This window comes from Pseudomonas fluorescens (assembly GCF_000968015.1).
Classification (GTDB): domain Bacteria; phylum Pseudomonadota; class Gammaproteobacteria; order Pseudomonadales; family Pseudomonadaceae; genus Aquipseudomonas; species Aquipseudomonas fluorescens_W.
Window position 1 is genome coordinate 93,305 of record NZ_LACH01000034.1, and the last position, 12,199, is coordinate 105,503.

Genomic DNA, 12,199 nt, shown 5'->3' on the forward strand with positions numbered 1-12,199 from the left:
AAGGCCGTGTGAACAGTGTTCACACGGCCTTTTCAGTTACCTGCGATCAAGCCATCAAGGCTAGCGCGGGATTATTCCCACTCAATGGTCGCTGGCGGCTTGCTCGACACGTCATAAGTAACGCGGGAGATGCCTTCGATTTCATTGATGATGCGGCCGCTGACGGTTTCCAGCAGTTCGTAAGGCAGGTGTGCCCAACGTGCGGTCATGAAGTCGATGGTTTCTACGGCACGCAGGGCAACAACCCAGGCGTAACGACGGCCATCGCCGACAACGCCAACCGATTTCACCGGCTGGAACACCACGAACGCCTGGCTGACCTTGTGGTACCAGTCGGCCTTGCGCAGTTCTTCGATGAAGATGTGGTCGGCGCGACGCAGCAGGTCGGCGTATTCCTTCTTCACTTCACCGAGGATCCGCACGCCCAGGCCCGGGCCCGGGAACGGGTGACGGTAGACCATGTCGTACGGCAGGCCGAGTTCCAGGCCCAGACGACGGACTTCGTCCTTGAACAGCTCGCGCAGGGGTTCAACCAGCTTGAGGTTCATTTCTTCCGGCAGGCCACCCACGTTGTGGTGCGACTTGATCACGTGAGCCTTGCCGCTTTTGGCGCCAGCCGACTCGATCACGTCCGGGTAGATGGTGCCTTGGGCGAGGTACTTGATGTTGTCCAGTTTGTTGGACTGGGCATCGAATACGTCGATGAAGGTACGGCCGATGATTTTGCGCTTTTTCTCTGGATCGCTTTCGCCAGCCAGGTTGTTCAGGAACTGATCTTCGGCGTTGGCGCGAATCACTTTGACGCCCATGTTCTCGGCGAACATGGCCATCACTTGCTCGCCTTCATGCAGACGCAGCAGGCCGTTGTCGACGAAGACGCAGGTCAGCTGGTCGCCGATGGCTTTGTGCAGCAACGCGGCGACCACCGAGGAGTCAACGCCGCCGGACAGGCCGAGCAGTACGTTGTCGGTACCGACCTGGGCGCGAATGTTGGCGATGGCGTCTTCAGCAATCTTCGAAGGCGTCCACAAGGCTTCGCAGCCGCAGATGTCGAGGATAAAGCGCGAGAGGATGCGACCGCCCTGCTTGGTGTGGGTCACTTCCGGGTGGAACTGCACGCCGTAGTAGCCACGAGCATCGTCGAACATGCCAGCGATCGGGCAGCTTGGGGTGCTGGCCAGGATGTGGAACTCCTGAGGCATCTTGGTGACCTTGTCACCGTGACTCATCCATACGTCGAGGCCGAACAGGCCGTCGGCGTCGATGTGGTCTTCGATGCCGTCGAGCAGACGGCTCTTGCCGACCACGTCGACACGGGCGTAACCGAACTCACGCAGTTCGGAACCTTCAACCTTGCCACCCAGCTGTTCAGCCATGGTCTGCATACCGTAGCAGATACCGAAGACCGGTACGCCCAGGTCAAACACAGCTTGCGGGCAGCGAGGGCTGTTAGCTTCGTGTACGGACTCGGGGCCGCCGGCGAGAATGACGCCTTTTGGAGCGAATTCGCGAATCGCGTCTTCATCCATATCGAACGGATGCAGTTCGCAGTACACGCCGATTTCACGCACGCGGCGGGCAATCAGCTGGGTGTACTGGGAACCGAAGTCGAGGATCAGGATGCGGTGAGCGTGAATGTCGAGGGCCATGATTCAGTCTCGTCTAAGTAATTCAGAAACAGTCGTGATTCAGAAACAACTCGGGGCTGAATAAAACAGCCCCGGTTACTTAACTTATTGCTGGAAGGCTCAACCTACGCGGTAGTTTGGCGCTTCTTTGGTGATCTGTACGTCGTGAACGTGGGACTCGGCCATGCCAGCGCCGGTGATCCGCACGAACTCAGGCTTGGTGCGCATTTCTTCGATGTCGGCACTGCCGGTGTAACCCATCGAGGAACGCAGGCCGCCCATCAGTTGATGGATGATGGCGCTCAGTGTGCCCTTGTAAGGAACACGCCCTTCGATACCTTCCGGAACCAGTTTCTCGGCGCCTGCCGAGGAGTCCTGGAAGTAACGGTCGGAGGAGCCTTGAGCCTGGGACATGGCGCCCAGCGAACCCATGCCGCGGTAAGCCTTGTACGAACGCCCCTGGAACAGTTCGATCTCGCCCGGCGCTTCTTCAGTACCGGCGAACATCGAGCCCATCATCACGCAGGAAGCACCGGCAACGATGGCCTTGGACAGGTCACCGGAGAAACGGATGCCGCCGTCGGCGATCAACGGAACGCCAGTGCCTTCGAGGGCAGCGGCGACGTTGGCGATGGCGCTGATTTGCGGGACGCCGACACCAGCGACGATACGGGTGGTGCAGATCGAGCCTGGGCCGATACCGACCTTGACCGCATCGGCGCCCGCTTCGGCCAGAGCCTTGGCGGCAGCGCCGGTGGCGATGTTGCCGCCGATGACCTGCACTTCAGGGAAATTCTGTTTGACCCAGCGAACGCGGTCGATCACACCTTTGGAATGACCGTGAGCGGTGTCGACCACCACTACGTCAACGCCGGCATTGACCAGGGCGGCTACGCGATCACCGGTGTCTTTACCGGTACCGACAGCAGCGCCAACACGCAGACGACCTTGATCGTCCTTGCTGGCCAGCGGGTAAGCCTTGGCTTTTTCGATGTCGTTGACGGTCATCATGCCTTTGAGGGCAAATTTGTCGTCGACGATCAGAACGCGTTCAATGCGGTGTTTGTGCAACAACTCGCGGACGTCGTTCTTGTCGGCGCCTTCCTTGACCGTGACCAGACGCTCTTTAGGCGTCATCACTTCACGGACGCTGGCGTCCAGACGGTTTTCGAATCGTACGTCACGGGAAGTGACGATGCCGACCAGGTCGCCATCGTGCAGTACCGGAACGCCGGAGATGTTGTGCATGCGGGTCAGTTCGAACAGTTCACGAACCGTGGCGTCAGCCTCGATGGTGATCGGGTCCTTGACCACGCCGGCCTCATAACGCTTGACCTTGCGCACTTCGGCAGCTTGCTGCTCGATGGTCATGTTCTTGTGGATAATGCCGATGCCACCTTCCTGAGCCATGGCAATTGCCAGACGGGCTTCAGTAACGGTGTCCATGGCGGCAGAAACCAGAGGAATATTCAGCTCGATGCCACGGGTTAGGCGGGTCTTGAGACTGACTTCGTTAGGAAGCACCTCGGAATAACCAGGCACTAGGAGAATGTCGTCGAATGTCAGAGCTTCTTGGCTGATACGCAGCATCGCGGGGGCTCCCGAGCGGGAAAATGGAAGCGCGCCATTATAGTCAGACACCCCCTCGGGTTCAATGTAAAACTCTGTCTATTATTAGCATTACTGATATACGGGGGTTATTGCCGCGTAGGAGCTGCCGAAGGCTGCGATCTTTTGATCTTGATTTTCGGCGCGGCTAAAAATTTCAAGATCAAAAGATCGCAGCCTTCGGCAGCTCCTACTCGGGTATCGCATTCACAATTCGACTTTCACCCAACTGACAGGCTGATCGAGCCAATCGGCAAATTCGTCGATAAAGCTCTGTTTGAACCCGGCCTCGGCCCAGTTGTTGAAGATAAAGCCCAGGTTGGAAAAGCCGCATTCCTGCAGGAAAAGAAAGCCGTTGATGTCATCTTCATGCCCGCACTCCGGACACGTGAAGTTATCGGTGCGCCCCGGCATCCAGTCTTCCAGGCTTTCGAACAGCGCTTCGCCGACTTCCTTGCGGCACTCGGCGCAACCCGCCTCTTCAAGGAAACCCTTGGCCGGCGTATAGATGCAGCGCTTGGTGATGATTTCCAGGCCATTGATCGGTTCGCCGAACGGCAGCGCTTCAGGATGCAGCACTACAGCGCGGGCACCGTCGGCGATGGCATGAGCCATGCGGTTGCCAGTGCGGCCACACGTGGTCAGTTCTTCTTTAATGATGTTCTTGCGCACCAGCCAACGCACGACCGCCCGGGCCCGGGGTTCGTGCACCGGCAGTGTGGAGATTTTCGGGACAATAATGCTTTGCGAATTCATGGGCACAAGCCTGCAAATACTGAATGTTCACCCCGGTAGGAGTGAGCCTGCTCGCGATCGCGGTGTATCAGTCGACAACATTATTGAATGTTAAACCGCTATCGCGAGCAGGCTCACTCCTACAGGGTTTGCGGGCGGCAGCTTAATCCCTGACACTCTCAGGTCAAGTGCTCAGATAGCGTCCGACCAAGGCAATTCCGCTGGCGAGCACCAACCAGGTCACCAGCCGCACAAACGCCTCGCGGGACAACCTCATGGTCAACCGCCGGCCGATCCACAGCCCCAATGCCATGGCCGGCAATAAACACAGCGCTAATAACAATAAGGGTAGCTCGGCATACACACCCGCGACAGCAAACAGGCTCAAGCGCACCACGGTGCTGCAACTGATCAGCGCACTCTGGGTCGCCCGGGCCGCCTCTTTGGGCAGGCGACTGTTCAAATAGATCGCATATAAAAAGCCGCCACTGCCAAACAATGCCCCAAACATCCCGCCCACCGTGCCCATCGGCACGGCCCAAGCGGCGGACAATTGTGTCGGACGGGTTTTGACCCACAGGCTGTAAATCGCGTAGGTGCTGATAAACAGCCCCATCAATAGCAACAACACATCGGATTTCAGATTCAGTAGAAAAACAACCCCCAGCGTGCAGCCCACCGCCATGCACGGCAGCAGCCGCAGCAACTCAGGCTTCGCCACATCCCGTCGCGAAGGCAGCAAATTGCCAAATGCCGCGACGAAATCCAGCAGCACCAACAGCGGCACGATCTTCGACAGCGGCATGAACAGGATCAATATCGGCCCGGCCACCAACGCGGTACCGAAACCGGCAATACCGAACACGATGTAGGCCAGGGCAATGCCCAACGCGATTACCAGCCAGTCCGTAGCGCCGAATGGCCATTGGTTCAACAACTCGAATGCATTCATTGCATGTCTTCCTTGAGTCCGGGCCCCGACTTTACCCTTGTAGGAGTGAGCCTGCTCGCGATAGCGGTTTAGCATTCAATACTGTTGTCGACTGATACACCGCTATCGCGAGCAGGCTCACTCCTACAGGGGAATTTCGCTGATTCATGGAGATTGATCCTCGAATGCCTTTAAACTGCGCCCCATGATTAAAGATCCCTTTGCAAGACTCGGCCTGGACCGTGAAGTCCTGACTGTCAGCCAGCTCAACGGCCGCGCGCGGGTGTTGCTCGAAGACGTGTTCAGCAACATCTGGGTCGAAGGCGAAATCTCCAACCTGGCCCGCCCGGCGTCCGGCCACGTGTATTTCACCCTCAAGGACAGCGGTGCCCAGGTGCGTTGCGCACTGTTCCGGCAGAACGCGGCGCGGGTTCGTCAGGCGTTAAAGGACGGCCTGGCGGTCAAGGTCCGCGGCAAAGTTTCGCTGTTCGAGGGCCGCGGCGACTATCAGCTGATCCTCGATACCGTGGAGCCGGCCGGTGACGGTGCGCTGCGTCTGGCGTTCGATGCACTGAAGGAAAAACTCAGCGCCGAAGGCCTGTTCAGCGCCGAACGCAAAGTGCCGCTGCCGGCGCATCCGCAACGCATCGGCATCATCAGCTCGCCCACCGGCGCGGTGATTCGCGACATCATCAGCGTATTCCGCCGTCGTGCGCCGCAGATTCAACTGACGTTGATCCCCACTGCCGTGCAGGGCCGCGAAGCCACTGCGCAGATTGTCCGCGCATTGAAACTGGCGGACGCCCGTGGTTTCGACGCGTTGATCCTGGCCCGTGGCGGCGGTTCGCTGGAAGACCTCTGGTGCTTCAACGAAGAAGCCGTAGCCCGCGCCGTGGATGCCTGTGTGACACCGATTGTCAGCGCCGTCGGCCATGAAACCGACGTGTCGATCAGTGACTTCGTGGCCGACGTCCGCGCCCCGACGCCGTCCGCCGCCGCCGAACTGCTCGCGCCGGATTCCAGTGACCTGGTCCGCCGGGTCGAAAGCCTGCATCGACGGCTGGTGATGCGCATCCGAGATCGCTTGATGCGTGATCGGCTGCGCCTGGAAGGCATGTCCCGCCGCTTGCGTCATCCCGGCGAACGTCTGCGCCAGCAAGCGCAACGCCTGGATGATCTGGACATGCGCATGCGCCGCGCGTTCGAACGCAGCCTCAATACCCGTCGCGAACGGTTGATCCGTCTGGAAACCCGCCTCGCCGGGCAACACCCGGGACGGCAACTGGCGATGCTCCGTCAGCGCCTCGACAGCCTTGCCGAACGCCTGCCCCGTGCCATGCGCGAAGGGCTCAAATCCCGTCGCCTGCAACTGCAAAGCCAGATGCAGACGCTGCATGTGGTCAGCCCTTTGGCGACCCTTGGCCGTGGCTACAGCATTTTGCTGGACGAACGCGGCAACGCGATCCGCAACGCCGCGCAAACCCACAATGGTCAGCGTCTAAAAGCCAGACTTGGCGAAGGCGAACTGCAAGTGCGGGTCGAAGACAATCACCTGACGCCTGTCACCCTTTCTTTACTGGATTGATCCATGCCGCGTTTTTTAGCTCCGCTGCTGTTGCTGTGCCTGACCTTCAACGCCCACGCCGACAGTTACATCACCCGCCTGTTGAACAAACCGGTGCCGGGCGGCGTGGCCGTGGTGGATCTGGGTACCTCTGCGCAGGCGCCGAAGGCCAGTTATCAAGGCAAGCCTGTGCTGGTGGTCAAGGAACAGAACAACTGGCTGGCGATTGTCGGTGTGCCGCTGACAGTTAAACCGGGCACTCAGCAGCTCAGCAGTGGCGGCCGCACTCTGAGTTTCAACGTGGGTAACAAGAAATACCCGGAACAGCACATCACGTTGAAGAACACACAGCAGGTCAATCCGAACCCGGAGAATCTCAAGCGCATCGAGGGTGAATTGGCCGAACAGATCCAGGCTTACCGCAGCTTCAGCCCGAACACCCCGAGTAACCTGCTGCTGGACAAACCGGTCAACGGCCCGCTGTCGAGCAAGTTCGGCGTGCGCCGTTTCTTCAATGGTGAAGAGCGTAATCCTCACGCGGGCCTGGACTTCGCCGTGCCTGCCGGTACGCCGATCAAGACCCCGGCGGCGGGTAAGGTGATCCTGATCGGCAACTACTTTTTCAACGGCAACACGGTGTTCGTCGATCACGGGCAGGGCTTTATCAGCATGTTCTGCCACATGTCGAAAATCGATGTGAAGGTTGGCCAGCAATTGGCCCGTGGTGGAGTGGTCGGAAAAGTGGGTGCCACCGGGCGCGCGACCGGGCCGCATATGCACTGGAATGTCAGCCTGAATGATGCGCGGGTTGATCCCGCGATTTTCATCGGTGCATTTCAACCATAAATAGTTGTTGAGGCTGCTGGCCTCATCGCGAGCAGGCTCACTCCTACAGGTGATCTATGGCGTACACAAATCCAATGTAGGAGTGAGCCTGCTCGCGATGGCGGCATAACAGACACCACCTATTCAGCCTCCAGGTCCTCAATCCCATGAATTTCCCGGTGCGCCAGGCATTCCTTGATCCAAGCCTGGGTTTCCGGTGAGAAGCCCGCCAACTCTTCAGCGCTGATCAACTCATGAGTACACAACCCCAGCAAGTGAGCAGGTGCCTCATTGCGTAAGTGAGGGAAAACGCCAAACGCCCAATACAGCTCCTGTTGACCCGCCTTCAGCCTTTCCTCACTGGTTTCAATACGCTCGTAAGGCGCAATGCTTTTATCCAGCACTATGCGCTCGACCTCTTCCATGATCCGGATGCATAGCCGCTCATGGGCCAACGGACGCAGTGCGCTATAAAGCTTCCAATCCGACTCGTTCATGGTCGACTCCTGCCTGCCAGTAGTCCTTGGTGAGGCTTTAAGAATAGCCGCGCTGACACGCCCCATCACCGAAACCCTTCAATTGCGCATCGCTCAAACCTCGCGCAAACATAAAAACAATCACCGCCGTTCACCGCAATAAAATCTCGATAAGAACGACTTTTAGAGGATTCCTCTCAATTTTTTTCGACCGCTTGCCATCCTTCACCCTCGCGGTTAGGGTTGAAGGCATGAAAACCTCTCACACCCTCATTCAGCTTCGCCAGCACCGCAGCTTGTGCCTTGTCAGTGCACGACTGCCAGGCTGAATCGCGGTGCCTCGTCCTACGCTTTATCCCCAGAACATTTGATCCACCGGCAGGCCGCCTTTTTTCGGCCCACACAATAAGGATTTCCCGATGAGCATGCTCAAAGACCCGTCTTCGAAATACCGCGCCTTCCCGACCATCGATATCCCGGACCGCACCTGGCCGTCGAAGACCATCACCGCCGCGCCGATCTGGTGCAGCTCCGACCTTCGTGATGGCAACCAGTCGCTGATCGAGCCAATGGACGCGGTCAAGAAGCTGCGTTTCTGGAAAACCCTGGTGTCGGTGGGCGTGAAAGAAATCGAAGCGTCGTTCCCTGCGGCCTCGCAAACCGACTTCGACTTCGTGCGCACCCTGATCGAAGGCAACCACATCCCGGACGACACCACCATCCAGGTGTTGACCCAGGGCCGTGAAGACTTGATCGAGCGCACCTTCGAATCCCTGCGCGGCGCGAAGAAAGCCATCGTTCACCTGTACAACGCGACCTCCCCTTCCTTCCGTCGCATTGTCTTCAACCAAGACAAGGAAGGGGTCAAGGCCATCGCCGTGAACGCGGCCAAGCTGTTCGTCAAATATGCCGCCCAGCAGCCCAACACCGAGTGGACCTTCGAGTACTCGCCAGAAACCTTCAGCGCCACTGAGCTCGAGTTCGCCAAAGAAGTCTGCGACGCCGTCATCGAAGTCTGGAACCCGACGCCTGAGCACAAGGTGATTCTCAACCTGCCAGCCACCGTCGAATGCGCGACCCCGAACATCTATGCCGACCAGATCGAATGGTTCGGCCGTCACATCAACCGTCGTGACAGCGTGATCATCAGCCTGCACACCCACAACGACCGTGGCACTGGCGTTGCGGCTACCGAACTGGGCCTGATGGCCGGCGCCGACCGTGTCGAAGGCTGCCTGTTCGGCAACGGCGAACGTACCGGTAACGTCGACCTCGTGACCGTGGCATTGAACCTCTACACCCAGGGCATTCACCCTGAGCTGGACTTCTCCGACATCGACGGCGTGCGCAAAGTCGTCGAAGAATGCAACCAGATCCAGGTGCACCCACGTCACCCGTACGTCGGCGACCTGGTTCACACCGCGTTCTCCGGCTCCCACCAAGACGCCATCCGCAAGGGCTTCGCCCAGCAGAAACCGGACGGCCTGTGGGAAGTGCCGTACTTGCCGATCGACCCGGCCGACATCGGCCGCAGCTACGAGGCGGTCATCCGCGTCAACAGCCAGTCGGGCAAGGGCGGTATCGCTTACCTGCTGGAACAGGAATACGGCATCAGCTTGCCGCGTCGCATGCAAATCGAGTTCAGCCAGGTTGTGCAGCGTGAAACCGACCGTCTGGGCCTCGAGATGACGGCTCAGCAGATCCACGCGCTGCTGCACAGCGAGTACTTGCAGGCCAACACCCCGTACGCGCTGGTCAGCCATCGCCTGCAGGAAGAAAACGGTCACAGTGCCGTCGAAGTGGAAGTCTCGGGCAAAGGCCAGGGCGAAACCAACCTGCACTGGCGTGGCAAGGGCAACGGTGCCCTGGAAGCGCTGGTGGCCGGTCTGCCGATTCCGGTTGAAATCATGGACTACAACGAACACGCCATCGGTTCGGGCACCAACGCCAAGGCGGCGGCCTACATCGAGTTGCGTGTGAACGGTGAACGTGCAGTGCACGGCGTCGGTATCGATGAAAACATCACCACCGCCAGCTTCAAGGCCCTGTTCAGCGCACTGAACCGCTCCCTGAGCCAGCCGGAAGCGAAAGCGGCGTAAGCCTTCGCTGAAACGCAAAAGGCCCCGAGGTGCGAACCTCGGGGCCTTTTTGTTTGCCTGCGATTTTTGTGTTGCCTGTCACGGCCTCATCGCGAGCAAGCTCGCTCCCACAGTGGATCGTGTGAATAGAGATTTTGTGTGTACCCGAAGCCTCCTGTGGGAGTGAGCCTGCTCGCGATGAGGCCGGCTCAGGCAGCGAATATCTCAGGTGAACTCGAACGTATCGGCATCCAGGTTCGCTGGAAAGCGTGTTCGATAAGCCTGAAGATCTGCAGCGTTCAGAACGACCTGAAACACGCCATCGGCTTCGCCCGCACTGAGTAACGTCTCACCCTGGAAATCCAGCACCTGGCTGTCGCCGGTATACGCAAAACCTTTGCCGTCAGTACCAATGCGATTCACCGCCGCCACGTAGCAAAGGTTTTCGATCGCCCGCGCTGGCAGCAAACGGTTCCAGTGCTGACGCCGTGCTCCCGGCCAGTTCGCGGTGTACAGCAGCAAATCGGTGTCCTGAGCATCGCGGCTCCACACCGGGAAGCGCAGGTCGTAGCAAATCAGCGGACGCACCCGCCAGCCCTTGAGTTCGAACTGCACCTGACGCTCGCCAGGCGTGAAGTGGTTGTGCTCGCCGGCCATGCGGAACAGATGCCGCTTGTCGTAGTGCCACACCTCCCCGTCCGGCCGCGCCCACAACAGGCGATTGCGATGGCTGCCGTCAGCGGCCTGGACGATCACGCTGCCAGTGATCACCGCATCCAGTTTCGCCGCCTGAACCCGCAGCCATTTGCTGGTCGGACCGTTTTCCGACTCGGCGAGGGTCTCCGATTCCATCGAAAAGCCGGTAGTGAACATCTCCGGCAGGATGATCAGGTCAGCGCCGCGAGCCTGTTCCAGCAATGACTCGAAATGCTCCAGATTGGCCTGACGATCGTGCCAGGCCAGGGTGGTCTGGATCAGCGCGATGTTCAGATTGGGTAGCGCACTCAGATCACGCATAATTTTGCCGCTGCTTCACGCAGGGTCTCCTCGCGCTTGGCGAAGCACAGGCGCACCAGGCGCTGGCCTTCGGGCGGGGTCTGGTAGAACACAGAGATCGGGATGCTCGCCACGCCATGTTCGCGGGTCATCCACAACGCCATCTCGACATCATTGAGGTCCGGGCGGATCTGCGAGTAATCGACCAACTGGAAATACGTGCCGGTCACTCGGGTGAAACTGAAGCGCGACGGCGCCAACAGATCGCAGAACAGGTCGCGCTTGGCCTGATAGAAAGCCGGCAGTTCTTCGACGTGTTCCGGATGCTCGGCCATGAAGTCGGCCAAGGCATATTGCAGTGGCGTCACGCCGCAGAAACTGACGTATTGGTGAACCTTGCGCAGCTCGGCGGTGAGGGCCGGCGGTGCAACCACGTAGCCGGTTTTCCAGCCAGTGACGTGATAGGTCTTGCCGAAGGAGCTGACCACGAAAGCACGCGGGTACAGCTCTTCGTGATTCAGCACGCTGACGTGAGGCACGCCATCGAACACCAGGTGTTCGTAGACCTCATCGCTGATGACATAGATGTCGCGGTCGCGAATCAACGCCGCCAGCTGATCCAGTTCGGCACGATTGATCAGCGCGCCGCTTGGGTTATGTGGGGTGTTGAGGATGATCATCCGCGTGCGTGGGGTAATGGCTTCACCGAGCTTCTGGAAGTCGATGGCGAAGTCATTCAGGCCCAACTGCACGTGAACGCAGCGACCACCGGCCAGTTCAACCGAAGGTTCATAACTGTCGTAGGCCGGATCGAAGACGATCACTTCGTCTCCGCTGTGGATAACCGCTTGAATGGCGCAAAAGATCGCCTGGGTGGCACCGGGCGTGACGGTCACTTCATGGTCGGCATCCACATTGACGCCATAGCTGCGGGCGATCTTCGCCGCAATCTGCTGACGCAATGCAGGAAGGCCGGTCATCGGCGAATACTGGTTGTGGCCATTGGCGATATGCCGACCGACCGCATCGCACAGGGCCTGCGGGGCATCGAAATCGGGAAAACCCTGGGACAGGTTCAGCGCCCCGGTTTGCGCCGCAAGCTGAGACATCTGAGTGAAGATAGTGATGCCGACATTCGGCAGCTTACTGGTGATCATCGGTGAGTCCCTGCTCTACACCCGGCTCTACGGCGGCGCGGGAGAGCCCGAGAATAGCCCATCCAGCGCCCATAAAAAAAGGGCGCCTGCTGGCGCCCTTCTTTCAAAACATCACCGCATTACTCTGTGGTGAGGGGATTTATCCCCGTTGGGTGGCGTAGCCGCCCCAAAACCATCCACTGCGGTCAGTCAGATTGACCG

At 59.1% G+C, this 12,199-nt stretch carries 10 protein-coding genes; 3 read left to right on the forward strand and 7 right to left on the reverse strand.

What is annotated here, in order from left to right; genetic code table 11:
• Window positions 1–71 precede the first annotated feature (71 nt).
• The 4 genes from guaA to VD17_RS16340 form a co-directional block, all read right to left on the reverse strand.
• Window positions 72–1,649, reverse strand: coding sequence for a glutamine-hydrolyzing GMP synthase (gene guaA / locus VD17_RS16325; RefSeq protein WP_046054681.1), 1,578 nt, complete (start codon window positions 1,647–1,649; stop codon window positions 72–74).
• Between the two features lie 99 nt (window positions 1,650–1,748).
• The gene (gene guaB / locus VD17_RS16330) at window positions 1,749–3,218 is read right to left on the reverse strand and encodes an IMP dehydrogenase (protein ID WP_008147785.1); all 1,470 of its coding nucleotides are present in this window, start codon (window positions 3,216–3,218) and stop codon (window positions 1,749–1,751) included.
• A 225-nt stretch (window positions 3,219–3,443) separates the two neighbouring features.
• Window positions 3,444–3,992: a hypothetical protein gene (locus tag VD17_RS16335; RefSeq protein ID WP_046046046.1), complete on the reverse strand. Its 549-nt coding sequence runs from the start codon at window positions 3,990–3,992 to the stop codon at window positions 3,444–3,446.
• Between the two features lie 163 nt (window positions 3,993–4,155).
• A complete protein-coding gene (locus VD17_RS16340; protein ID WP_046054682.1) occupies window positions 4,156–4,923 on the reverse strand; it encodes a sulfite exporter TauE/SafE family protein in 768 nt (255 codons plus the stop codon).
• A gap of 184 nt (window positions 4,924–5,107) precedes the next feature.
• Here VD17_RS16340 and xseA point away from each other — a divergent pair, with 184 nt between their 5' ends.
• Both xseA and VD17_RS16350 read left to right on the forward strand, forming a co-directional pair.
• Window positions 5,108–6,487, forward strand: coding sequence for an exodeoxyribonuclease VII large subunit (gene xseA, locus VD17_RS16345; protein ID WP_033061484.1), 1,380 nt, complete (start codon window positions 5,108–5,110; stop codon window positions 6,485–6,487).
• Between the two features lie 3 nt (window positions 6,488–6,490).
• Window positions 6,491–7,312 carry a M23 family metallopeptidase gene (locus VD17_RS16350; protein ID WP_046054683.1) on the forward strand — a complete coding sequence of 274 codons (822 nt, stop codon included), beginning with the start codon at window positions 6,491–6,493 and terminating at the stop codon, window positions 7,310–7,312.
• Window positions 7,313–7,431: 119 nt separating this feature from the next.
• Here the strand turns inward: VD17_RS16350 and VD17_RS16355 are convergent, their stop codons facing one another.
• A complete protein-coding gene (locus tag VD17_RS16355; RefSeq protein WP_046054684.1) occupies window positions 7,432–7,788 on the reverse strand; it encodes a hypothetical protein in 357 nt (118 codons plus the stop codon).
• A 398-nt stretch (window positions 7,789–8,186) separates the two neighbouring features.
• Here VD17_RS16355 and leuA point away from each other — a divergent pair, with 398 nt between their 5' ends.
• Window positions 8,187–9,866: a 2-isopropylmalate synthase gene (leuA, locus tag VD17_RS16360; protein ID WP_046054685.1), complete on the forward strand. Its 1,680-nt coding sequence runs from the start codon at window positions 8,187–8,189 to the stop codon at window positions 9,864–9,866.
• A gap of 204 nt (window positions 9,867–10,070) precedes the next feature.
• Here leuA and VD17_RS16365 read toward each other — a convergent pair whose 3' ends face one another.
• Together VD17_RS16365 and VD17_RS16370 are read right to left on the reverse strand one after the other, a co-directional pair.
• Window positions 10,071–10,862, reverse strand: a complete 792-nt coding sequence (locus VD17_RS16365) for an amidohydrolase (RefSeq protein WP_046054686.1) — start codon at window positions 10,860–10,862, stop codon at window positions 10,071–10,073.
• Window positions 10,850–11,998 (reverse strand): pyridoxal phosphate-dependent aminotransferase, encoded by a 1,149-nt coding sequence (locus VD17_RS16370; RefSeq protein ID WP_046054687.1) that lies wholly within the window; start codon window positions 11,996–11,998, stop codon window positions 10,850–10,852. Before VD17_RS16370 ends, VD17_RS16365 begins: the two co-directional genes overlap by 13 nt.
• Window positions 11,999–12,199: the final 201 nt, after the last annotated feature.

What these genes read in the sequence shown, in the direction of transcription:
- guaA (WP_046054681.1), bottom strand. Translation starts at nt 1,649, where the DNA reads ATGGCCCTCGACATTCACGCTCACCGCATCCTGATCCTCGACTTCGGT.
- guaB (WP_008147785.1), bottom strand. Translation starts at nt 3,218, where the DNA reads ATGCTGCGTATCAGCCAAGAAGCTCTGACATTCGACGACATTCTCCTA.
- VD17_RS16335 (WP_046046046.1), bottom strand. Translation starts at nt 3,992, where the DNA reads ATGAATTCGCAAAGCATTATTGTCCCGAAAATCTCCACACTGCCGGTG.
- VD17_RS16340 (WP_046054682.1), bottom strand. Translation starts at nt 4,923, where the DNA reads ATGAATGCATTCGAGTTGTTGAACCAATGGCCATTCGGCGCTACGGAC.
- xseA (WP_033061484.1), top strand. Translation starts at nt 5,108, where the DNA reads ATGATTAAAGATCCCTTTGCAAGACTCGGCCTGGACCGTGAAGTCCTG.
- VD17_RS16350 (WP_046054683.1), top strand. Translation starts at nt 6,491, where the DNA reads ATGCCGCGTTTTTTAGCTCCGCTGCTGTTGCTGTGCCTGACCTTCAAC.
- VD17_RS16355 (WP_046054684.1), bottom strand. Translation starts at nt 7,788, where the DNA reads ATGAACGAGTCGGATTGGAAGCTTTATAGCGCACTGCGTCCGTTGGCC.
- leuA (WP_046054685.1), top strand. Translation starts at nt 8,187, where the DNA reads ATGAGCATGCTCAAAGACCCGTCTTCGAAATACCGCGCCTTCCCGACC.
- VD17_RS16365 (WP_046054686.1), bottom strand. Translation starts at nt 10,862, where the DNA reads ATGCGTGATCTGAGTGCGCTACCCAATCTGAACATCGCGCTGATCCAG.
- VD17_RS16370 (WP_046054687.1), bottom strand. Translation starts at nt 11,998, where the DNA reads ATGATCACCAGTAAGCTGCCGAATGTCGGCATCACTATCTTCACTCAG.